Source organism: Microbulbifer sp. VAAF005, from assembly GCF_030012985.1.
In the GTDB taxonomy this organism is placed as follows: domain Bacteria; phylum Pseudomonadota; class Gammaproteobacteria; order Pseudomonadales; family Cellvibrionaceae; genus Microbulbifer.
Genome location: NZ_CP120233.1, coordinates 84188 through 107564 on the forward strand (window position 1 = coordinate 84188; position 23377 = coordinate 107564).

Below are 23377 nucleotides of genomic sequence, written 5' to 3' on the forward strand. Positions count from 1 at the left end.
ATAGTGCTTGTAGCACTGCTGTTACTTATTATCCAGTTCTGGAGATATCTCAATAATCCCTGGACCAGGGATGGAAAAGTGCAGGCGGACATTATTCAAGTGACTCCCAGGGTAACTGGACAGGTAGTTGAGTTGCCTATTAAGAATAATCAGTTTATTAAAGCAGGGGAACTACTGTTTCAGATTGATCCGAGAATATATGAAGCAGCCTTGGAAGAGGCCAAGGCAGAGTACGAGGAAGCTCTCGATACATACCGAGCGCAAAACAAGAATATTCTCGCTTATGAGGCCAGGATTAGGGAGTCAATAGCAAATATTGATCTAGCAAAAAGTAATATCGGCGCGCTTGATGCGGAAATTGCAAGAACCAAAGCTGAATATGATCGGCAGAGAGAGCTGCTACCCCAGAGAGCGACATCAGTAAGGGCATTGCAAGCGGCTCAGGCTGAGTATGAATCCACAATTGAGTATCGAGCGGGTGCAGAAGCCAGCTTGGTGGAATCTATGGCTGCTTTGGAGCAATCCCAAGCGGAGCTGGAGCAGGTTAGAGCACAATTGGGAGCGCTTGGAGCCGATAACCCGGGCGTTCGTGCGGCTTTTGCGCTGCTGGAGCAGGCGCGGCTTAATCTCGAATACACAACAGTTGTTGCTCCGGTTACTGGTTATGTTACCAATATAGATTTTCGTTACGGTGATCAGGCTGTCGCCAACCAACCTGCACTTTCTGTAGTTGATATAAGCACTTTTCGCATTGATGGTTTTTTTCGCGAAACTTTTGTTCGTCGGATCGCTCCGGGGGATAAAGCGTTTATGAAGTTGATGGCTTATCCTCATCTAGAATTGGAAGGATATGTTGAAAGTATTGGCTGGGGTATTGCCCGCAAAGATGGAACTGCAGGTAATGACTTATTGCCAATGGTAGATCCCACATTTGACTGGATTCGCCTTGCACAGCGTATTCCTGTCAGGATTCATCTGACAGAAGTCCCCGAATCTGTGAAGCTTCGTGTTGGATTTACCAGCTCAGTGCTAGTAATGAGCAATTCTGCGGGCACCGAGCAAGATGAACCGGTGCAATCTCAATAGTTTCAGGAAAGGGTTAATACGGAGCCTACAGGGGTGTCTGTTGGCATTGCTGCTCATCTTCGGCAGTAGTTGTATGCTGGGGCCAGATTACCATCCCCCGCCGGTAGAGGTCGAAAGTGAGTGGATCTATCAAACCAGCTCAAAACTGGATACCTTGGAAGCCGTTAACCCATTGTGGTGGCAGTGGGCATTTTCAGATGTGACGCTGGACGAATTAGTCTCACTTGCGATTGAGAATAACCTGGAGCTGCGTTCTGCGGCTCTCAGGGCTCTCCAGGCCCAGCAACAGCTAGCTATTGCAATAGGTAACCAGTATCCCCAAACACAGCAGCTTGAGGGACTTATTGATCGTTCAAAGTATGTTCGATCGGGGATCACTGGCAATCTGCAGACTGAATATTACCCGAACTTTAATTTAACCTGGGAGTTAGATACCTGGGGGCAGTTAAGAAGGCTGGTTAATTCGGCCGCAGCAGATTTTGAAGCCAGCATAGCTGACTATGATGGTGTGCTGGTTTCTATTATTGCCCAGGTGGCGCAAACCTATATCAATATTCGCACAACGAAACGCAGGCTAGAAGTTGCCAGGGAAAACATTCGCGTACAACGCGAGGGTTTAAGGATCGCGAGAGTCAAATTTCGTGCAGGAGAGGTCAGTGCACTGGATGCGGAGCAAGCGCAGGCTTTGCTCAGTAACACAGAAGCCAGCGTGCCGGGACTGGAGATAAGCTTACAGCAGTTTGAAAATGCCCTGGCAGTCCTTCTGGGAATACCTCCTAATAGTTTGAGGTACATAGTCTCTTTTCCCTCATCCATACCTATGATTCCTAAAGTCGTTACTGTTGGTATGCCTCAGGATCTATTAAGGCAGCGACCCGATATCCGTGCAGCAGAGCGACGGCTGGCAGCTCAAGGTGAGTTAATAGGTGTTGCGAGGGCGGAACTCTATCCAAATTTTAGTATTGGTGGGGAGATAGGGGCTATCGATATCAATGGCGGTCAACTTAATGGCAGCAGTAGTGCCTGGGACCTTTTTATTGAATTTGACTGGAATCTCTTTAACTACGGAAGACTTCGGAGCAACGTCAGGCTACAGGATGCGATTTTTCAGCAGTTGGTGTCTGACTATCAGCAAATAGTTCTGTTAGCGCAAGCTGATGTGGAGAACGCTATTGTCGCTTATATAAAATCTCAAAGGCAGTTAGTTCACTATGAGGTGGCTGCCCAGGCCTCCCAGCGATCTGTCGATATTTCCCTGTCTCAATATACTAATGGTCAAGTGGAATTTGATACTGTGATAACTACGCTGATATCAGATGTTCAGCAGCAGGATATTTTGGCGATAGCACGCGGTGCCGTAGCAGCTAATCTTGTACAAGTGTATTTGTCGCTGGGAGGTGGGTGGCAGATTCAACAGGGAATTGCACCATTTCAGCTTCTTCCTGAGAGAATTTGGCGAGAGATGCTTCAACGAACACCATATTGGGACAAGTTACAATAACTTCAGCCATATCACTTTTTGTGTGGAAGGGGGCTAGTATCGCTAAAAGATGTCAGAAATATTGTGTTGATATATTTAAATTTGAGTTTGACGATGCCCGTTTCTTCAAATTTCCCACTCGAGACATGGTTATGATAACTGGCGCTTCTCACGGAAAAGATACAATCTCAATGACGAAAGCCTTATTGGAGAACATTCCCGAAAGGGGGGTTACTTGAAGTCATTGAATGGGGAAAGTCTTGTATCAAGCAGTGAACTTTCTAGGAGTGCAATTTTACAGTTGCTTAGATTGTCGTGTCGCTGTGAGTTAAATCGAGGCCAATTTTCAAATCACTTAGGGGGAAGATATTGATTAGTGCATTCTTTGAATCGAGTACCCGGACAAGATTGTCCTTTGAGAGTGCTTGGCTAAGCCTGGGTGGGAATATAGTCTCAATCACAGATAAAGGAACGACACGTATTGGTGTTGGAGAGAGCTTGCCGGATGTTGCTGAGATGGTGAGTAACTATGGTGACTGTGTTGTTTTACGGGATTCCTGTGAAAATTCAGTTAAAGTTATGGCAGATCATCTTAGCGTTCCTATAATCAATGCCGGTAATGGAATAGATGAGCATCCTACCCAATCCCTTATCGACTTATATACGATTTTGAAATGGAATCCCGCAATCCTGACAAGGGAGCAGAAGAAGTACACAATAGGTTTAATTGGTGCTCCTGACCGAATGAGAGCCTCGAGAAGCTTGCTGACAATATTGAGTCATTTTCCTGAGATTTTTTCTGAGGTGTTCATTTTGTGTGGTAAGGAAGAGCAAGAGCCATTTCGGCAGGATCAATTTCTGGCATTGCAGGAAAAAGGTCTAAAAGTAAATTTAACCGAAGATGTAGCTAAAGTTCTTCCAAGGCTTGATATTGTTTACATGAATGCTCTATCGCTAAAGACAGCAGGCCATAAAAGGTTTGAGGATAGCTATTTTTTGAATGCCAAATCGCCATTGAAAAAACAAGCAATTGTTTTACATCCTTTACCTCGTATGGAAGAACTTGATAAGAATCTCGACAATACCTCGCATAATTGGTACTTCCTTCAAGCTAAAGGTGGTGTATATGTGAGAATGGCGTTAGCAATCGCTATATGTGGTTATCCAAATGAGGTTTGTGACATTATCTAGAATCTTATATCTCAATGAATCCCGACAAAAGGTATCGTCTATGTGTGGGATTGCAGGAATTTTTCATAGTTCAAGAATAATGCCAGTAGATGGCCAACTTCTTCTAAATATGGCCGCTATTCAGTTTCATCGCGGCCCGGATGGTATAGGTTTCGCAAACCCCGAAGGTTTGGGGATGGGAATGAGCCATGTTCGTTTGGCTATTAATGATCTCAGTAAAGACCGCGCATCCCAGCCATATATATCACAAGATGGCCGCTACTATTTGGTCCATAATGGTGAAATATATGACTATCAACGTATTAGGGCCAGATTGTGTATTTCTGGATCTTCTTTTTTTAGTAAAAGCGACTCCGAAGTTATTTTGCACCTCATAGCACAATTAGGTTTAAGCGAAGCTATCCAACATCTTCGAGGTGAGTTTGCTTTTGCTCTCTTTGATGCGGAAGAGGACTGTCTCTATTTGGTTAGAGATCGGTTTGGAGTGAAACCACTATATTGGACAAGAACCAAAATGGGTTTGGTATTTGGTTCTGAGATTAAATGCCTGTTCGCACACCCCGATGTGCATCGACGTTTAACTCCGCATGGGATATATCATCAACTTATACAAGTTTCTGTTCCAGGAGAAACAGCTTTTGATGGTGTTTTTCAGGTTGAGCCTGGATGTATCAAAAAAATTAGCCGGTATGATTCCAGATTAGTGATTTCGCGGCATAAGTATTGGGATATTGGTTTTCCCGCATCGGGGGAAAATGTCTCTAATAGAACAGATGAATATTATATTGAGGGGGTGCGTGAGAAGGTTATAGATGCAGTATCTTTAAGGCTTCAAGCAGATGTGCCGGTGGTCTATTATCTTTCCGGCGGTATTGACTCTGGTAGTTTGTTGGGAGTAGGGGAGTCGCTTTCTCAGAAAATTCAGACCGCATTTACAATAGGTTTTGAAAGCCCAGAATACGATGAATCATCTATTGCAAGGGAGGTTGCGAGAGAAATTGGCACTAACCAATTAGTGATAAAAATTTCCGGCGAGGATATATACAAACACTACACGGATACTGTCTGGCATACAGAAAGGACATTCTACAATACCTTGTCAGTTGCAAAGTTTTTACTGAGTAAGGCTGTTAGGTCTAATGGATATAAAGTTGTAATAACAGGGGAGGGAGCGGATGAATTATTTTCAGGATATCCAGCATTTAAAAAGGACTTTTATATGTATGGTTCTCCTGGAGTTGAACGAGCCCAAAGAAGAGCTTGGCAGAAGTATCTAGAAGAGAGCAATAGCTTGTTTAAGGGAGCTATGTTGCCCATTACCCCTTATCGATCAGCGGAGATGGATAGGGTTCTGGGGTTCACCCCGGCTTGTTTACAAGCTTGGCTTAGTTGCCATTTTCATGCTGTAGAATTACTAAATGAAGATTGGCAGAATGAGATCTGCGGATACGATGCTGGGGGGGCTATTGTAAGTAAATTGGACTTATTACAAGTCGAAGGAAGGCACCCCCTGGATATATCCCAGTATGTCTGGCTAAAAACAATGTTTGAAACTCAGATATTGGGCTGGGTGAGTGACCGAGTGGATATGGCACACTCCATTGAAACCCGCCCAGCATTCCTTGATCATCATTTGGCTGAATTCGCTGCACAAATCCCTCCCTCTATTCGGATTCGTGGGTCTACGGAAAAGTATGTTCTTCGCAAAGCTATGGATAAAATTCTACCTGATATTATTTGTAGAAAACAAAAGTTTGCATTTATGGCTCCCCCAGTAGATACAGTTTCTGGAGCCTGGAACTGGGTACATGAAATTATTGAAGAATATGTCACCCCAGTGAAGGTTGAATCAGCTGGGTTGTTGCAATACTCAGCCATAGATAGGTTGATTAAAGAATACAAGGCGCCGTCTATAGCGAGATCAAAAAAAGTTCAGTTGGATGCAATGCTAAATCATATCCTGGGTGTACAAATATTGAACAGGCAGTTTATAGAAGCTGATTTGCCATCCCTAGCGCAGAAAAAAGCCTCTCTTCTTGGTTGGCATTTGGATCATATGGTTAAGAATTGTAAGGGGTAGGAGGGGGTGTGAAATAGTTCGCAAGAGTGTCGTATTTATTTGCTATTTATCCGACTTAACTCTATTGCCCTCCCTTTGGTCGATTAAATAATGATAACAATTCGGTGTGTCATATAATTCAGTAGTTAGCGTTGAATGGGTTAATTTGCAGAACTGTAAGGGACATTGAGGCAGTTGTCCCAAGAGCTTTTACTTTGTTTTTTACCAATCGAAATCCATTTAACTATAGCCAAAAAAATAATTAAAGTTCAGAAGATTTCGCCTTCGCGGTGGAGCTTTTAAGGGCGTTCATTTTTTACAAGGATAGTAAGGCTCTCGTCATATGGGGGGATCTTTCTGTATCTAAAAAAAATAGGTGCCCCGACGATGAGAAATACAATTTTTGTAAGTTGTATCCTAACCCTATCATCTCTTTTTTGTTCCAGTGTAACGGCTGAACTTCTGTCTGAAGGTCGAAGTGTTACTGCAAGTACGGAGTTGCAGTCGGCATCTTTTGCCGTTGACAATGATATGAGTACACGCTGGGAAAGCTCACATCAGGTAGATCCCAGTACTATAACCATAGACCTGGGTACTACTTCTGAGCTAGAGCAAGTGGTTCTCTACTGGGAGGCTGCAAATGCGGATACTTATAAACTTGAAGCTTCGAATGATGGACAGGAATGGGAGCTGTTAGCGGAGTCTTCCGATGGAGAATTTGGAGATAGAACAGATACTTTTCAAATATCCGGTAAGTTTCGGTATATACGGTTGAATGGATTGACTCGTAGTGATGGAAATTTTTGGGGATACTCAATCTATGAATTTCAGGTCTATGGCGAACCTATTTATAACTCGGTGGAGGAGACCCCGAGTAACGTAGGAACTAATATTGCTCTGGAAGCTACAATTTCTTCTTCCGTAGGTGAAGCTGCTTTTGCTATTGATGATTTGAGAGGCACTGCCTGGGAGGGAGAAGGTGATGCAGTCTATCTATCATTGGACATTGGTGAAGCAATAGAATTGACGAAGGTAATCATAGACTGGGGTGATGATAATGCCGCTAGTTATGAAATACTGGCTTCCAATGATGGTAATGAATGGGTGACTCTTGTTGATGCATATGATGGGGAGTATGGGGCTAGAATTGATAGTCACCAGCTGTCAGGCAGCTACCGCTACCTACGAATTCAGGGGAATGAGTTAAGTGAAGGAAGCTCTCAATACACTATTTGGGAGCTTATGTTGTTTGATGAGGCATTAAATTTTGTTTCCACTAATAGAACTCTAAGTTACACACCACTTTTCGATAGTAGTTATTCTGCTGATGAATCTCAAAATTGGTATGTAGAAGAAGATGGAACTATTGTGACATTTGCTAGTGGCAGGGCCAGGTCGCGTCATGAGTCCGAGGGATCATTTTATACTTTTCCTACCTTTTATTTTGAACATAGAAGCTTTGGCCTTGAAATTCATGATCACACTCCAAAAGGTGAAAGCCTAATTGAAATCTATTATTCTCCTGAATATGCCCACTATCGCTCTCCAGAGTGCCGATCAGCATACTCAAATGTGTACCGAGCGGATTTCAACAATAATGCTAAGTTTGAGGATACTCCTTTAATAGAGGCTGATGAGGATGGAAGTGGGCAAGTATGGGTGTGTTTAATTACTTTTGATGCACACAATGGGGATGATGGTATTCTTGAAGCCGGTGAATGGATGGAATTTGAATTCCAGCAATTTCTGGGGCAATACGATGGGGATGAGAATGTAGAAGGCCAGACTATCTACTATACCAATACTTACCGTATACAATTGGGCGAGCCTGGTATCTATCTTGTCAATGATAATGACATTGATGAAAGTATTCGTTCTGGAGGTAGTGCGACAGCGACTCCAATAATTGCGGGAGATTCTGTACCTGCCACTGAAATTATCTCAGAAAATTTGTCGGAGCAGACTTTAACTTATTATGTCGGTGGCGATGGCTCATGGGTTAGCGGTGATTCAGATGACGCCACTCAAGTTACGTATCCAATTTTGGATGGGGTCGACATATACGATACTTATATAGTTGATAGTGGCATTGCCGATTGGACTGCGTATATGCAGGAAGTATCGAATATTCAGTGGGATACCCATAATACATTTTTGCGTGGTAGAAGGTTGTTTCACACTGATTTTGATTCTGGGGATCACGAAGAGGAGGGGAATCCAAGCTTTTCAGAACTGGCAGACTTGGCCACTGATCTTAAAATAGAGAATTCATGCTTTGCGTGTCATATCAATAATGGGCGTGGACCGTCTCCAGAGGATGGCTATTTCCCAGAAACGATGGTTATGAAACTGGGATCGGGCGGGCTCAATACCGAAAGTCAAGCATTGCCCCATCACTACTTTGGTCATTTATTGCAAACTGTTACTTCTGATGATGAGATAGAAGCTGAAGGGCAGGTGGCAGTTACCTATGAAGAGGTGCTGGATTACTACTCTGACGGAACTGCGTATACCTTGAGAAAACCAGTCTACAGTATCGAAAAGCTCGATGGTACTGGAAGCGATATAGTGTACTTTTCCCCCGTATGCCGCAACAAATACTGGGGCTAGGGTTACTCGAGGCGGTGCCTGAGTCTGAGATCTTGGAGTGGCATGATCCAGATGATTCCGATGAGGATGGGATTTCAGGTCGGGCCGCTCTGGTAAAGGAATTTGACAGTGGCCTTCCATATATCGCGCGCTTTGGCTGGAAGTCCAGTCATGCCAGTCTAACCAGCTTTACGCAAGATGCTCTCAATAATGACATTGGAGTCACCAGCGGTAACGGTGATGCTGATTGTGGGTATGAGCAGTTAACTTGTAGGCAATATAGTGAACATTCAGCTGAGTTAGCAGATGAGTATCTGCAAGATTTGGTGGGTTACCTTCAGGCTCTGGGAGCGCCTCCCCGTGATCAAGATAGTATTTCTAACGACTCCGTGCTTGCCGGAGAGGGGCTGTTCTCTGAGGCTGGGTGCGACGCCTGCCATCGCACTGAAATGAATACTGATCATCGCCACCCCCTGGCTGAGCTAAGGGGGAATACCATACACCCCTATACTGACCTGTTGCTCCACGATATGGGAGAAGAGCTGGCGGACTCTCTGACTGAATCTACTGATTACAACCAGGAATGGAGAACGCCGCCATTATGGGGGTTGGGTATGGCTGCCGCTGTAAATGGGCATAGTAGCTTTCTACATGATGGTCGGGCGAGATCTATTGAGGAGGCTATTTTATGGCATGGTGGAGAGGCTTGGGAAAGCAGGGAAAATTATCGTTCCATGAGTGATTCAGAGAGGGCAGATCTGCTAGAGTTTTTACGATCCCTTTAACTATATGGTTTTTTCCAGAGTTGATCATTAGTCAGCAATCAACTCTGGCGACTAATCGGTGTGCAATTTCATAATTTTATATTGCTGCTAGGTAGTCATTTAGAAAGGTGTTAGCGTTTCTTCAAAAATCGCTCTTTTCAGTTAGTGTTAGATCCACCTTTTCGCAAAGATCTTTTAGGGTGCCAGCCCCAACTTGCTGCATCACCTGAGTTAATTGAGCCTTTAGCAAGTAGATTGCATGGTCGCCCCCCTTTTCAGCTAGGGCGCAGACACTGTACATAAAAAACCGTCCAAGGAAACAAAACTTAGCTCCAAGCCCACAAGCACCGGCAATATCTGCGCCGGATCTAATGCCACTATCAATTGCCAGTGGAATTTTGTTTTGGTAGCCAGAGAAGTGGTTCAACATCGGAAGTGTTGCTTCTCCAAGGTCGAGCTGTCGTGCACCATGATTGGACAAAATTACTCCATCTGCCCCAAGTTGGATTGCCCTCTGTAGGTCCGGTTCACTCATGACTCCTTTGATTATAAGCTTGTGAGGCCATAGGTCCCTTATATGCTTCAAACTGTCAAAATCTAACGGGCCCATAGTCGTAGTATTCATGAATTCGGTCAGTTCAAGTTTCTTATTATCGTTGTTGATGTAACATTCAAGGTTCTTAAATTTGGGTAGGCCATATCGTAATGTGGATAGGCTCCAATGGGGTTTAAGTATCGCTTGCCAGATATTCTTAATATTTAATTTCGGTGGCATTGCCAATCCATTATGAAAGTCCCTGGGACGTAAGCCAAAAGTGGGAACATCAATGGTAATGACCAAATGTTGGTACTGTGCTGTGGTTAGCCTGGATATCAAATCAGAAAGGATGGCTGGCTCAGTTGGATTATAGAGCTGGTACCAGGCTGTTCCCTGAGTGACTTGAGCTATTTTTTCCAGTGATTCTGAAGAAACGGTACTGAGAATGAAGGGGATATTGTGCTTGTAGGCGGCTCTAGCAAGTATCACTGGCGCATTTGGCCACATAAGCCCTTGTAGCCCGATGGGTGCTATGCCAAAAGGGGCACTGTATAGCTTACCGAACAGTTGGCAACTCAAATCTGGTGTCAAGTTTGGGCGAATGTATTCAGGTGTCATTTTGACAAAGTTAAAGGCTCGGCGATTGCGGTGTAGGCCAATATCGTCCATGCAGCCCTCTATCAGATATTCGTAAGAGAATTTCGGAATTTTCTGTTTTGCTCTTTTTCTCAGTGTTTTTGAGCTTGCGAAGTGACGGTTGAATAGGTTGTTATACTTGGTCACAGGTAGACCTTCCCAGATTGTACTAGTTCTTAGATTAGTCTATCTGGTTGGTGGGTGCCTTTTCGGAGTAGGATGTAAAGCTGTCGAGGAGGTACTTATGTACCTCTAGGTGTCTATATGGAAATAATCAAATGCGAATTTTTCGATAAGCTGTGAAAATATTAAAGTTATTCCAGTCCAGAAAAAATTATTTCCCAAGTTTAATTTTATCTAATTGCCACCCATACCAGAAAGAATACTGAGGCTTAGCATAGATGGTGGCTAGGTAGAATTATGAGATTTTTTTCTTGTCGGGTAACGGCTGAGTAGGAGTTGAAGTCAGGACAGAGAGTATAAGTTGAGGCAGTTCACGCAGGTTGCGAATTTTTCGGTATTTACTTGAAATCAACAGTTCTATATATTTATATCCCGGTTCTTTTTAAACGGATTTGGTTTTTAATAAAGGTATATCTATGCGGGTTTTATTTGTGGTGATCTTGGGTTTTTATTCTGCATTAAGTAATGCTGAGCTTGTTTATTCTGGCAAAATCGCTCAGATTCATACTGGCCCCCAATATCAAGGGCGAGTCTTTGTTGAAACCGAAGATTTACCAGTTGGGGATGTCGCCTGTTCAACAAATGGTAGTTTTTCATATGTTTTTGATGGAACTACTGAAGAGGGAAGTTTGTATTTGAGCATTCTTTTATCTGCGTTGGCGGCGGGGAGAGATGTAATTATAAAGAGTAGTGATGATTGCACTCTTTATACAAATGTCGCAGATTTAAGAAATTTATCTATTAAGTAATTTAAAAGCTTATGTGGTCCTGATGTCTCTGACAGGCCCTAAGTATCTTTTAAAAGTATAGAGTCTATTCTGACATCTTATTATAGATATAGCTGTTTGGGGAAATTCAGAAACTAGAAAAACCTGAGTCTCCCCGGCAGCTTAGGATGTGAGCAGTTATTCTGAAACCCCAGAGCTAGAAAAATCCCTACCGAGCTGATCCAATGTGATCTCACCAAATTGCGCGAGTAAAATACTCTCGGCCTCATCCATTGCATCCTTTAGAGCGGCATTTACTGCGTGCTCAATGATACAGTTAGTGTGTTCGTCTGTCAGACCAATGGTAAAAACTGAGCTGTCTCCCAGCGCTTTATGGATATCCAGAAGTGTAATTTCATTAAGGGGCTTCGCGAGTGACCAGCCCCCATTGTGCCCTTTACTGGAGCGCACGTACCCCTGATCCCGCAATAGCGCCATAGTTCTGCGAGCCACCACAGGATTGGTGAGGAGCATAGCTGCCATCTTGTCTGAGGTAACCGGCTTGTCGGTCATGTTCAAATGGATAAGGACATGAAGTGCCCGGGATAATCGGCTGTCTTTGCGCATAATTCACCTAAATTTCTGATCCTGCAGTTTATCACGAAACTTTTGCTGTTACGTGTGTTGTACGGTTTTGAATTTTTGTGTAACAATAAAAGTTACATGATATCGGAGGGATGGCTATGGATACGGATGTATTGATTATCGGTGGAAGTTTTGCCGGTCTGTCTGCGGCGATGCAGCTGGTTCGCGGCAGGCGCAAGGTCGTTGTACTGGATGCTAAAAGACCTAGAAACCGCTTTGCAAAAGCGTCCCATGGAGTGTTTTGCCTGGATGGTAAGAGGCCTGAGGAAATTCGTAGCACGGCGCTTTCCCAGCTACAGGCTTACTCGAGCTTCCAGGTGGTTGAAGGCACTGCGGATAGTGTGGATGTCCAGGAAGAGGGGTTTGCTGTTGCTGCACAGGGAGGTACCACTTTTAAAGCGAAGAGGCTAATTCTTGCAACCGGCATTACGGATCAGCTACCGGATATCCCTGGCGTGAAAGAGCGCTGGGGTAGGAGTGTGATTCACTGCCCCTATTGCCACGGCTATGAGCTGAGTGATCGCCCTTTAGGTGTGCTGGCTACCAGCGAGCTGTCTTTCCACCAGGCGGCGATGATTCCCGATTGGGGCGCAACTACCTTGTTTACCCAGGGCCAATTCAATCCGCAGGGGGAAGTGCTCGATCATCTGCTGGCTCGGGGAGTAATGCTGGAAGAAGCCCCGATTACGCAGTTGGAGGGAGAGGGGGATAGTTTAAGTGAAGTTGTTTTAGCAGATGGCCGCAAGTTGCCACTGGAGGGGCTCTACGTGAGCCCCAAAGCGGAATTGACCTCTCCGTTTATCGATAAATTGGGGTTGGAGCTGGAGGAGTCTTTCACCGGGCGGATTGTGAAGGTGGATGGCTTTAAGGAAACTTCTGTAAAGGGGGTCTTTGCTGCTGGGGATTTATCCAACCCGATGCAAAGCGGAACCTTCGCGATTGCATCCGGCACCATGGCGGGTGTTGGGGCTCATCGCTCGCTGATATTTAACCAGTGACTTTTAAATACCGGTGGGAGTTCGTTGGAGATATGCCACAAAAAGAATTTGGTATCTTTAGGGCTAAGGAGTCTCTGAATAACTCCATGATACCTCTGGCATGCAGAGCGGTTCACAATCAAGGCGCGGTTTCGAAGGAATGTCTAGACCTTTCAAGAAGTCGCAACGCGGAGTGTGAATCGCTCTGCAAGCCCCGAAGGGCAGGTCTTTAAGGCCACAGCTGCTGCGTTGCAGCTCTTGCAAAGGGCTACGGCCATTCGCGGCGAGCTGCGCCTAACATCTGCAGCCTTCAAGACCCGCAGAGGCATTACGGAGTTACTCAGAGGCTCCCTAAGTAAGCGGCAGGAGCAGATTTGTGCTCCTGCCGAAAAATATCAGCAGTTCACAGCGTTTACTGCGAGCCCGCCAAGAGAGGTCTCTTTGTATTTGCTCTGCATATCGATACCGGTTTGACGCATCGTCTCGATAACGCTGTCCAGCGGTACGATATGAGCGCCATCACCGCGCAGGGCCAGGCGTGCGCCGTTAATGGCTTTAACTGCACCCATGGTGTTGCGCTCGATACAGGGGACCTGCACCAACCCGCCGATTGGATCGCAGGTAAGGCCGAGGTTGTGTTCCATACCAATTTCAGCAGCGTTTTCAATCTGCTGGTTGGTGCCGCCCTCTACGGCGGCCAAGCCGGCGGAAGCCATAGAGCAGGCTACGCCGATTTCTCCCTGGCAGCCCACCTCAGCGGCAGAAATAGAGGCATTCTTTTTAAACAGCATACCGATAGCGCCGGCGGTAAGCAGGAATTTCACTACCTGGTCTTTCAATTCACCGTGAATTTTGCTGTCGTGTACAAATTCCACGTAGTAGGCGATAACGGCGGGAATCACACCGGCGGCACCGTTGGTGGGCGCGGTGACGATGCGCCCGCGCGCGGCATTTTCCTCATTGACGGCGAGGGCAAAAAGACTAACCCAGTCGAGAATGGCGAGGCCGTGGTTGCGTTCTTCCTGGCTCTGTTTGCTCAACTCCCGGTAGAGTTCGGCAGCGCGGCGGCGAACATTGAGGCCGCCGGGCAAGATGCCATTCTGGTGGCAGCCTCGCTCAATAGAGGCATCCATTACTTTCCAGATATTCCACAAACGGTCTTTGACTTCCTGCTCGCCGCGGAAGGCTTTTTCGTTTTCCATGGCCAGCTCGGCAATAGTCCAACCGTGATGATCACAGATCTTCATCAGCTGTTCTGCATTGCTGAAGTCATAGGGCAGAAGGGTGGCGATTTCCTCTTTGTGAGCGAAATCTTCTTCGGAGAGCACAAAGCCGCCGCCGATGGAGAAATAGCTGCGCTCGAACAGCAGCTCTTCGCCAGCGTAAGCCTGGCAGGTCATTCCGTTGGAGTGCTGGGGAAGAAATTCCTCCATATGGAAAACCAGATCGCGCTCGCGAATAAATTCGATATCCTGGTCACTATTTAATAACAGGCGGCGCTCGCTCTGGATTTGCGCTATTTTCTCGTCAATCGAGTCGACATCAATGGTGTCTGGAGATTGACCCAATAGCCCCATCAGAACTGCCATATCGGTGCCGTGACCAACCCCGGTCAGGGCCAGTGAGCCGTATAAATGGACTTGTACGCGGTCTGTGCGGGGCAGTTGGTCCCGGTCTTGTAAATCCTGCACGAATTGGCGGGCAGCGACCATAGGGCCCACCGTGTGGGAGCTGGAAGGGCCAACCCCAATTTTGAAAAGCTCAAAAACGCTAATACTCATAAATATTCTCTGCGCCGGGCTGCATCCTGCGGCAGCCCTCCCTAAAGGATATAGTTGCACTATTTAGGGGCGCACTTTGCCTTATGAGTCGCAACAATCAAGATGGTGCTCCCCATTCCGTACAAAATTCTATTAGCAGCAAATTTTGCGGAATTTATGAGTTCCCAGACCTTAAGCGTATAGACAAGCTACGGCGCTTCCGCGACCAAAACCGCTCTCTTGGGCGCGGGGTGACCTTCCACGGTTTTGTCTGGCGATTCCGGGTCGAGAAAATCTGCCAGGGATTCGAAGTGCATCCAGTCGGTGCGCCGCTGTTCCTCCAGGCTGGTGGTGTTCAGGTCCACGGTCCTGGGGTTGCGGAAACCGCACTTGCGCAGCCAGCTCTCCAGGGTGGCGCAGCTGGGGAAAAACCACACATTGCGCATCTTTGCATAGCGGTCTTCGGGTACCAGGCAATCGCCGAGTCCGCCGTCGATAACCAGTGTCTCCAGTACAAGCTGGCCGCCGGGGCGGAGGGTCTCGCGCAATTCGCGCAGGTGATCCATGGGTGAACGGCGGTGATAGAGCACCCCCATGGAAAAAGTGGTATCGAAAGCGCGCAAGTTTGCCGGGAGCGCTTCAATACCCAGGGGCAACAAATCCACTGGTGCTTCCTGGCCCAGGTATTTTTTCAGCGCGTAAAATTGCGCGACAAATTTGGCGGAAGGATCAATACCGATGACCCGGCGCGCGCCGGCGCCGTAGGAACGCCAGCAGTGGTACCCATTGCCACAGCCCACATCGAGCACCAGTTGATTTTTCAGTGGTGCCAAGTGCGGAAGTACCCGATCCCATTTCCAATCGGAGCGCCACTCAGTATCAATATTTAGTCCAAATAACTCCCAGGGGCCTTTGCGCCAGGGGTGTAATTTGCGCAGTTCCCGCTCCAGGGCTTCGAGTTGTTCCGGGCTGGCATCGGCGGCAGTGCCCGCGCTGACCTTGTGGTTGAGTTCGATAGCGGAGGGCGTGATTTCCGGTAGGGCTTCCACCGCTGCGCGCCAATCGGGCAGGTCGCCCCAGCGATGAGGACTGAGATTTTCAGCCACCTGTGTTGGCAGCTGGGCCAGCCAGGTGCGCAGGGCGGGAACGTGTTGCAGGCCTTGATAGAGTTGGGTGTAGTCGATCACGGGGTACTTACTTTTCCGGCGCGCCTTTGATGGCGATTAAAGAGGCAAAATTAAAACACTGGAACCAGACATCGACACTGGTAAAGCCGACATTTTTCAGTCGTGTGCGGTGGGTATCCAGGGTTTCCGGAATTAATACATTCTCCAGGGCAGAGCGCTTCTGTGCGATTTCCAGCGCGCTGTAACCGTTGGCGGCTTTAAAGGAGTGATGCAGTTCGATCATTAACTCGTTGTGGGCTTTATCGGCGAAGTCCACTTTCTCGGAAATAATCAGAATGCCGCCGGGGCGCAAACCATCGTGGATTTTCTGCAGGATTTCTTCGCGCTCTTCCACCGGAATAAATTGCAGGGTGAAGTTGAGCACTACGACCGAGGCATTTTCGATAGCTACGTTTTGCAGGTTGTCGCAGATAAGTTGAACGGAAACCTCGCCGCTATCGGCCTCGAGGACCGTGCGCGCCTGATCAACCATGGCTTGCGAATTGTCCACGGCGACGATTTCACAGTCGGCGGCGGGAATGCGATGGCGCATGGCCAGGGTTGCCGCACAAAGGGAGCTGCCCAGGTCATAGCAGCGGCTTCCAGCTTGGGCGTAGCGCTCTGCCAGGGTGCCGATCATGGCTACGATCGTGGTGTAGCCGGGCACGGAGCGCTTGATCATATCGGGAAAAACTTGCACCACCTGGCGATCGAACTCGAAGCCGGCTACCTGGCCCAGTGGGTTTGCATAAATATTGTCGTGTTTACTCATTGGAACTTCGCTAGAGGATAACGGCGATAGATCGGCGCCGGTTTTTGGCCGGCGCCGCAGAGCTTCCCGGACAAGTTGCCGGGGAATCGTCAAGCTCCAGTTAGAGCTTCTCTTCCTTCAGGTTGAGTTTGGCTGCCGCTTCGCTACCTTGGGGACCGGTAACAATGGCGGTACTGGCCTTGCTCGGGTCCAGATAGGTGGCACCGACGCGTTGCAGGTCTTCCAGGGTAACTTTCGTAACCTGCTTGCGGAATTGTTGGCGCGTCTCGTGGGTGCGACCGTAAAGGCCCGAGTGGAAGTTCTTCTTGGCTTCACCAGCGGGGGAGCCGGGTTTATCCAGACCGCCGACGACGCCGAGGATCGCTTCCTCAACCTGTTCTTCCTTGTGCTTCTCTTCGGCCAACCACTTAAGGGATGCGTCGAAGTCCTCCAGGGTTTCACCCATACGCGGATCGCGGTAGGAGTAGAAGCGGAATACGCCAATATTGCTGTCGTGGCCGGCTCCGCCGCCGTAGGCGCCGCCCTGTTCGCGGATGGTGCGATGCAGGAAGCCGTTGCGCAGGAAGCCGCTCAAAACCGACAGTGGTGCCGCATCCGGGTGGGACATAGGCACAGTGGCGTAGGCCTTGGCACAGAAGTTCACCTGGCTGTTGGCAACCCAGAGTTCCTCGATTTGTTTGCGTTCGAAAGGTGCAGCGGGGTTGGCTGCGGCGATGCTGGAAGTCGAGGTCAGTGGCATCAGTGTCTGACTGAAATCGCCAATTTTCTCTTCTTCACCCACCAGCAGGAACTGGCGCGGTGCTGCGAGGATTTTCTGGTGGATAGCCTGGAATTGGGTGGAAAGGTCTTGCAGGCCTTCTTCTTTTTCCAGTCCGGCAACCAGGGCTCGCAGGTTGCGCAATCCCAGCAGACCACCGCTGGCATGGCTCTCCCAGGCGGCGCGGTTGTAGCCGGCACTGGCGGCAGCCATGGCGAGGGCGTGGCCGTTGCCGACAACACCCTGTTCGCGGCGGGCGAGAGTTTGCAGTAGCAATTCCTTAATGCGGGCGTGCTCGTCAAAACGCACCTGCTCCATAGTGGCTTGCATCAGTTCAGTCAGGCCGCCCTGATTGCGAGCCAGCGCTTTACCGGACAGGATAAAGTGGCCGGACAAGTGATCCAGGTTGTCGATGGCAGTACGGCTGCTGGTGAAACCGTGCAGGGCGCCAACCACGCTGGTCTGCCACTGCTGGACTTCCAGGTAGTCTTTTTCACCCAGGCCAACTTCGCTCAGTACCTGGCAGTAGTAGGGCAGCAGTTGTTTTTCGGTTTCGGTGAATTCCGGTAGCGCGCAGACCATTTGTTGGTAAACCAGGCCGTTGGTGCCCGCGCTATAGCGGGTCAACTTCTGGGGGCCCAAGTCTATTGCTTCGCCTTCGACATCCGGAAGCTCTGCGGGAATATCTTCCACGCCGACCTTGGGCAGGATAGAAGCGTCGTCCTCGCGGTTTTGTCGATCGGCCAGGGCTTTGGCGGTTTCGACAATCTGTGCTTTTTCTTTTTCGCTGAGAGCGGCTTTGATTTCCGCCAGCTGGTCTTTCTCCGCCTGCTCGCGGCGCGCAGCCAGCTGCTCATCGGGACTCAGTACCATACGTACGCGGTGCTGGTTCTCCAGCAGAAGTTCACGGGCTTTATTGGCGATAAACTTCGGATCTTTGATCTGCTCGCGCAGTCGCTCCAGGGTGGCATCGATATTCAGCAGGCCAATGGCATCGCCACGGTGAGTGGCGCCGGTCAATGCGGTGAGAATCAATTGCAAGCCGAAGGGGTAGCCGTCGCCACCAATCTCCCGCTGTTGCAATTCCAGCTGGTGCAAGCTGGCTTCTACCTGTTCGTAGGGGATGCCATTTTCCGCCACGTCCCTCAGCACGTCGAGAACCTGTTGCTCAAGCTCGTCGGCACTTTCGCGTTCGCTACCCTCAATGCCACAGACAAACACCAGTTCGCGTTGGGAATCGTCCAGGCCAACCAGCGGAGAAGGGGAAGTGCCCAGGTCGGTGGTTTCCAGCAGCTTCATTAGCGGTGAAGCGCTGTTATCCAGCAGTACGCCGGCGAGCAGGTGTGCGGTCAGGGCCTCTTCAAGATCGGTGACATCACCCAGTAGCCAGCTCAATACGATATGGGTCTTGGCCTTCAGAGGCTCGCCATTTAACGGGTAGTGCTCTTCGACTTTCAGCGGCGCCTGGTAGCGGTCTTCGCGCCCAACGGAAATGGTCTTGTCGAGTTTCTCGAACTTGTGCAGCGCTTTTTCTTCAAATGCGGCCTGGTGTTCCGCTGCGGGAATATCACCGAAAGTCATAAAGGTGGCGTTGCTGGGGTGGTAGTGGCTGCGGTAGAAGGCAACCAGCTGCTCGTAACTCAGCTTTGGAATATCAGTAGGTTCGCCACCGGAGTTGTAGTGATAGGTGGTGGTGGGGAACAGATATTTGCTCAGGGTGTGCCACAGCTGCGAGGTGACGGAGCTCATGGCGCCTTTCATCTCATTGAACACGACACCTTTGTAGACGAGCTCGCTGCTCGCATTATCCGCTTCGGCAAATTCCAGGCGATGGCCTTCCTGGGCAAAGTCCAGCGGGTCCAGGCGCGCAAAAAATACCGCATCCAGGTAGACGTCGAGAAGGTTGTCAAAATCCTTTCGGTTCTGGCTGGCAAACGGGTAGGCGGTCCAATCTGAACTGGTGAAGGCGTTCATAAAGGTATTGAGTGAGCGCCGGATCATCATAAAGAAAGGATCGCGCACCGGGTACTTGTCACTGCCGCACAGGGCTGTGTGTTCAAGAATATGGGCGACACCGGTGGAGTCTTCGGGCACGGTGCGCAGGGCGACAAGGAAAACATTTTCCGAGTTGTCTGCGGCGATGTGCAGGTGCTGGGCACCGGTCGTAATGTGTCGGTATTCCTCGACGCGCACGCCGAGAGAATCAATATCTGCGCTGGTAACCAGTTCAAATGCAGGATGTGAGTTGCTCAAAAGACAGCTCCCTGGAGTTATATGAATTTTCTGGCCGGCCACTGCTGCCGGCGAAAGGGCGCTATTCTACCGCTTGCACACATCGGAAAGACAGTGTTGACAAGGATGCCAGTAGGGCGAAGACTTCGCTTGCCGAAGCTACGGCATAAATGTAGACGAACACGGAGATATTAGAGGTTGTCCTGGTTGGATATTGCCAGTGTCATTGGCTTTTTTATCACATGGGTGGGTTACACCGTTTTTGCGCGAAAAAAAGCCAAGGAAACCTGGTGCCTTACTTCATCGCTTCAGTGGTACCGCGTTGAGTGGATGATGCGTATGCTCGATAGGGATATGCGCATGGCTGATACCGCTATTCTCAGTAACCTGGAGCGGGTCATTGGTTTTTTTGCCTCCACCAGTATTCTTATCCTGGCGGGTTTAGTCACGGCATTGACGGCGAACAAGGCCGCCATCGAAGTGCTCACCAGTTTGCCTTTTGCGGAGCCCACCACCGTTGAGCAGTTTGAGCTCAAGGTGATGTTGTTGATTCTGATTTTTATCTTCGCCTTTTTCAATTTTACCTGGTCACTGCGCCAGTACTCCTTCGCCAATGTACTCATTGGTGCAGCACCGCCGCCGGAAACCGGTGATCTATCTGAGGAAGAGCGACGCCGATTTGCCATCAGTACTGCCAAGGTGATCGACCATGCGGGCCACAGTTACAACTACGGTCTGCGCTCTTATTATTTCTCAATGTCAGTGCTGGGCTGGTTTATCCACCCAATCCTGTTTGTTGCCGGCTATCTGTTTGTTGTCTGTGTTTTATACAGGCGTGAGTTTCTGTCCCGCGCACTGAATTCAATTTTGGCTGCCCGGGAGGGCGGGCTGGAGCGCCAGCAGAGGAAAAAATTTGATGAAAGACCGTGAAATCCTGGCGGCTTTTGATGAAGTCGCTGAAATGCGCGGCTGGCAGTCACTGCATACCCCAAAAAACCTGGCCATGGCGCTATCTGTGGAAGTTGCAGAGTTAGGGCGACACTTTCAATGGTGCAGTGATAAAGATATCCAGAATCTGATGGCAGGCGACAAGGCCGATCAAGTTGCCGCTGAACTGGCGGATATTCAGATGTACTTGAGCAAACTTGCCGCTGTACTGGGGGTTGATATGGAAGAGGCGCTACAGCGCAAATTCGCCGAGAACCGCCGTCGATGCAATGAGGCTTTGCAAGGTGAGGGCTCCGATGGGTGACAGCCTGCATAAAGATCGTAACTTTGACGATCTCGCTCACCGTTTTCGCAACCGTATCTATGGCGGCCTTAAAGGGGATATCCGCCTGGCAGTGCTGAACCGGGATTTGGCGCCGCTGTTGGGGAGCGAGCAGCGCATTCTAAAAATCGTTGACGCTGGGGGTGGCCAGGGCCACTTTGCCATGGATCTGGCTGAGGCTGGGCACGAGGTTTTTCTCGCAGATATTTCTGCGCAGATGCTTGAACTCGCAGATGCGGAAATTCGCCAGCGCCATCTGCAAAAGCAAATGACCTTGCTGCATAAACCCCTACAAGAACTGCCGCAAATAGAAGCGTTAAAGGACACAGACCTGGTAATTTGCCACGCTGTGCTGGAATGGTTGGAACAGCCGCAACAGGCATTGCAGCAGCTGCGCAGCCTGTTAAAGCCTGGAGGGCATCTTTCGCTCACTTTCTACAATCGGCGTGCCCTTGAGTTCCGTCTATTACAGCGGGGCAGCTTTCGCCAGTTGGACCGCAATATTGAAGGGGATAACTGGGGTGGCCACCCTGGCAGCCTCACACCACAGAATCCACTTTTGCCGGAATGGGTGGAAGACTGGTTGACCGAAGCGGGCTTTTCTGTGGTTTGCCACAGCGGTATCCGCTGTTTCCACGATTTTATGACGCCATCAATCCGGGAAAAGTTGCCCGCGTCGGCCATTGTGGAAAAGGAGCTTGAATACTCCCAGGTGGACCCCTATCGGCAGTTGGCCAGGTATATCCACCTGCTTTGTAAGGTTTAACCCAGAATGCTTAGTAGTAACTCCTTGGCGGCGTTGATACGCGATGCCAGGTAATCGTTGCCGCCGCGATCTGGGTGGAGTTTTTGGATTAATTTGCGGTGTGCACTAATGATTTCATCTCTGCCAGCATCGGCATCAACGCCAAGGATTCGGCGCGCTTCGTGTTCCGAGAGTGGCGGGCCCTCGGAGTTGTGTGGCGGCGGATGTTGAGTGGCCCCTGGATTTGGGCGCCTGTTTGAATATTTTTCAAACAGTGGCATCAACCAAGGTAAATAACGGGAGAGCTGACTGAGTAAACGGCCCAACACAGGAAGAATGAGCACGAGCGCTGCTCCTACCCAATGCAGGCGCCCGGTGATAGCCAGCACAACCACTATTGCGGCGACGCCGGCGATACAGGCCATAAAAATCTGCTTGCGCCGCTCCTGCGGTGAGCTAGATTTGATTTTTTGCCAGAGATACCAGGCACCGATGGCGATTAAAATCAGTAAGATTAAGCGCGCCAATGACGACTCCTTATAGTGTTGATCTGCCAATGTTTGTTCTGCGTATCATAGAGGCCTCTTAACTACTTGATTCGCGGATTGATATTACTTGATCTGGGAGGATAAGCGCCTTCGAGCTATCCTGACAAAAGAAAATACCTGCACTTGAGAAAACAGTATGCAATACGACAAATTTCAGATACCCGATGCGGACCAGGTGCTGCCCGGCCGGCCCCAGCCGATGGAGATCAGTGGCACCCACTTTGTAAATGGCAACACCATTAAAGAGCCATTCCCTGAGCACCTGGAAGTCGCCATTTTTGGTATGGGATGCTTCTGGGGCGCAGAGCATGTGTTCTGGGATACGGATGGTGTGTTTGCCACTGCCGTTGGCTACACCGATGGCGCTACTGAAAACCCGAACTACGATGAAGTCTGCACCGGCCGTACCGGGCACGCAGAGGTGGTGAAAGTGATCTTTGATCCCAAAAAGGTGAGCTATGCAGAACTCCTACGGATCTTTTGGGATCACCATGACCCAACCCAGGGTATGCGCCAGGGTAACGATATCGGTTCCCAGTACCGTTCCTGTGTTTTCTGCTTGAACGAAGGTCAGAAACAGGAGGCGGAAGCGAGCAGGGCAGCTGTGCAGGAAGCGCTGGATGCCAAAGATCGTGGATCAATCACTACCGAAATCAGCATGGCTCAACCGTTCTACTATGCCGAGGAATACCACCAGCAGTATATGGCTAAGAATGAAGACGCTGTTTGCCCAATTCTTCGCAACCCAATGCACGACTAAGAATTGATAGATTGCAGAAGCAGGCGGCGCGGTGACTGCTGCCTGTTTTTGTGATGCTGAACACAGTTACTTCCACTTCACTTTTCTGTCTTTTTCCTGCCTTCTCTGAACTTACTTCCCTGTATTTGGCTGTTATTAAATCCTAGGTTGCCAATATAAATGACACACGCCTACCCGCTAGAAATTCTAGTGGGCTCAAGTAATTTAGAACCTTTCTTGGGCGAGTGTTTATTCGAAATGCTGCATCGTCAATATGGCTTTTGGGTATCTTGTCAATTTTCATACCTTTCGGGAAGAAGCATCTTAGTAGACCATTCGTATTTTCGTTCAATCCACGCTCCCAAGAGTGATAATGTCCTTCTCGATAAGGGTTGGCCGACCACTACGAGCACGCTCACGCAGATCTTCAGTACCTTCCTGCTCAAAACGGCTTCTCCACCGATAAACGGTCTTCGGTGACGTTCTCTGTGCAGTAGCTACATCTGTAGGTCATGCCTTCGTTGAGCTGAAGA

The 23377-nt window shown here is 48.9% G+C and carries 19 protein-coding genes and 2 pseudogenes; 12 read left to right on the forward strand and 9 right to left on the reverse strand.

Annotated features, from left to right (window positions below; all coding sequences use genetic code 11):
• Window positions 1–3 precede the first annotated feature (3 nt).
• The 6 genes from P0078_RS00430 to P0078_RS00455 all read left to right on the forward strand — a co-directional run bounded on the left by P0078_RS00430 (window position 4) and on the right by P0078_RS00455 (window position 9190).
• Window positions 4–1086, forward strand: coding sequence for an HlyD family secretion protein (locus tag P0078_RS00430; RefSeq protein ID WP_282932512.1), 1083 nt, complete (start codon window positions 4–6; stop codon window positions 1084–1086).
• 40 nt (window positions 1087–1126) lie between these two features.
• Entirely contained in the window at window positions 1127–2587 is a 1461-nt protein-coding gene (locus P0078_RS00435) for an efflux transporter outer membrane subunit (protein WP_282932513.1), read from the forward strand.
• 321 nt (window positions 2588–2908) lie between these two features.
• A complete protein-coding gene (locus P0078_RS00440) occupies window positions 2909–3757 on the forward strand; it encodes an aspartate/ornithine carbamoyltransferase family protein (RefSeq protein ID WP_282934681.1) in 849 nt (282 codons plus the stop codon).
• Window positions 3758–3797: 40 nt separating this feature from the next.
• Entirely contained in the window at window positions 3798–5837 is a 2040-nt protein-coding gene (gene asnB / locus P0078_RS00445) for an asparagine synthase (glutamine-hydrolyzing) (RefSeq protein ID WP_282932514.1), read from the forward strand.
• A gap of 366 nt (window positions 5838–6203) precedes the next feature.
• Window positions 6204–8426, forward strand: coding sequence for a discoidin domain-containing protein (locus P0078_RS00450; protein WP_282932515.1), 2223 nt, complete (start codon window positions 6204–6206; stop codon window positions 8424–8426).
• Complete coding sequence (locus P0078_RS00455; RefSeq protein ID WP_282932516.1) at window positions 8402–9190, forward strand: di-heme oxidoredictase family protein; 789 nt, start codon at window positions 8402–8404, stop codon at window positions 9188–9190. The genes P0078_RS00450 and P0078_RS00455 overlap by 25 nt, the downstream gene beginning before the upstream one ends.
• Before the next feature lie 121 nt (window positions 9191–9311).
• Here the strand turns inward: P0078_RS00455 and P0078_RS00460 are convergent, their stop codons facing one another.
• On the reverse strand, window positions 9312–10490 hold the full coding sequence (locus P0078_RS00460; protein WP_282932517.1) for an alpha-hydroxy acid oxidase: 1179 nt from the start codon (window positions 10488–10490) through the stop codon (window positions 9312–9314).
• A gap of 452 nt (window positions 10491–10942) precedes the next feature.
• On the opposite strand from P0078_RS00460, the gene P0078_RS00465 reads away from it, so the two are divergent.
• The gene (locus P0078_RS00465; RefSeq protein ID WP_282932518.1) at window positions 10943–11275 is read left to right on the forward strand and encodes a hypothetical protein; all 333 of its coding nucleotides are present in this window, start codon (window positions 10943–10945) and stop codon (window positions 11273–11275) included.
• A 156-nt stretch (window positions 11276–11431) separates the two neighbouring features.
• Here P0078_RS00465 and P0078_RS00470 read toward each other — a convergent pair whose 3' ends face one another.
• A complete protein-coding gene (locus P0078_RS00470; RefSeq protein WP_282932519.1) occupies window positions 11432–11860 on the reverse strand; it encodes an Rrf2 family transcriptional regulator in 429 nt (142 codons plus the stop codon).
• A 116-nt stretch (window positions 11861–11976) separates the two neighbouring features.
• Between P0078_RS00470 and P0078_RS00475 the strand changes: the two genes are divergently transcribed.
• Window positions 11977–12876: an NAD(P)/FAD-dependent oxidoreductase gene (locus P0078_RS00475; RefSeq protein ID WP_282932520.1), complete on the forward strand. Its 900-nt coding sequence runs from the start codon at window positions 11977–11979 to the stop codon at window positions 12874–12876.
• A gap of 374 nt (window positions 12877–13250) precedes the next feature.
• Here P0078_RS00475 and P0078_RS00480 read toward each other — a convergent pair whose 3' ends face one another.
• The 4 genes from P0078_RS00480 to P0078_RS00495 form a co-directional block, all read right to left on the reverse strand.
• Complete coding sequence (locus P0078_RS00480) at window positions 13251–14636, reverse strand: L-serine ammonia-lyase (protein WP_282932521.1); 1386 nt, start codon at window positions 14634–14636, stop codon at window positions 13251–13253.
• A gap of 188 nt (window positions 14637–14824) precedes the next feature.
• Entirely contained in the window at window positions 14825–15802 is a 978-nt protein-coding gene (cmoB, locus tag P0078_RS00485) for a tRNA 5-methoxyuridine(34)/uridine 5-oxyacetic acid(34) synthase CmoB (protein WP_282932522.1), read from the reverse strand.
• 7 nt (window positions 15803–15809) lie between these two features.
• Window positions 15810–16553, reverse strand: coding sequence for a carboxy-S-adenosyl-L-methionine synthase CmoA (gene cmoA / locus P0078_RS00490; RefSeq protein WP_282932523.1), 744 nt, complete (start codon window positions 16551–16553; stop codon window positions 15810–15812).
• Between the two features lie 100 nt (window positions 16554–16653).
• Window positions 16654–19563, reverse strand: a complete 2910-nt coding sequence (locus tag P0078_RS00495; protein WP_282932524.1) for an insulinase family protein — start codon at window positions 19561–19563, stop codon at window positions 16654–16656.
• Window positions 19564–19740: 177 nt separating this feature from the next.
• Between P0078_RS00495 and P0078_RS00500 the strand changes: the two genes are divergently transcribed.
• Genes P0078_RS00500 through P0078_RS00510 form a run of 3 tightly spaced genes read left to right on the forward strand, consistent with a single transcriptional unit; the run spans window position 19741 to window position 21578 of the window.
• Window positions 19741–20472, forward strand: coding sequence for a DUF599 domain-containing protein (locus P0078_RS00500; protein ID WP_108733516.1), 732 nt, complete (start codon window positions 19741–19743; stop codon window positions 20470–20472).
• Window positions 20459–20794: a nucleotide pyrophosphohydrolase gene (locus tag P0078_RS00505; protein ID WP_282932525.1), complete on the forward strand. Its 336-nt coding sequence runs from the start codon at window positions 20459–20461 to the stop codon at window positions 20792–20794. The genes P0078_RS00500 and P0078_RS00505 overlap by 14 nt, the downstream gene beginning before the upstream one ends.
• Window positions 20787–21578: a methyltransferase gene (locus P0078_RS00510; protein ID WP_282932526.1), complete on the forward strand. Its 792-nt coding sequence runs from the start codon at window positions 20787–20789 to the stop codon at window positions 21576–21578. The genes P0078_RS00505 and P0078_RS00510 overlap by 8 nt, the downstream gene beginning before the upstream one ends.
• On the opposite strand, the gene P0078_RS00515 is transcribed toward P0078_RS00510, so the two are convergent.
• Window positions 21575–22084 (reverse strand): DnaJ domain-containing protein, encoded by a 510-nt coding sequence (locus P0078_RS00515; protein WP_282932527.1) that lies wholly within the window; start codon window positions 22082–22084, stop codon window positions 21575–21577. The genes P0078_RS00510 and P0078_RS00515 overlap by 4 nt on opposite strands.
• A gap of 157 nt (window positions 22085–22241) precedes the next feature.
• On the opposite strand from P0078_RS00515, the gene msrA reads away from it, so the two are divergent.
• Window positions 22242–22865: a peptide-methionine (S)-S-oxide reductase MsrA gene (msrA, locus tag P0078_RS00520; protein ID WP_282932528.1), complete on the forward strand. Its 624-nt coding sequence runs from the start codon at window positions 22242–22244 to the stop codon at window positions 22863–22865.
• A gap of 142 nt (window positions 22866–23007) precedes the next feature.
• Here msrA and P0078_RS00525 read toward each other — a convergent pair.
• Both P0078_RS00525 and P0078_RS24385 read right to left on the reverse strand, forming a co-directional pair.
• Window positions 23008–23217: pseudogene (locus P0078_RS00525) on the reverse strand (transposase); the annotation flags it as partial.
• Window positions 23193–23309: pseudogene (locus P0078_RS24385) on the reverse strand (hypothetical protein); the annotation flags it as partial. The pseudogenes P0078_RS00525 and P0078_RS24385, both read right to left, overlap by 25 nt.
• Window positions 23310–23377 lie beyond the last annotated feature (68 nt).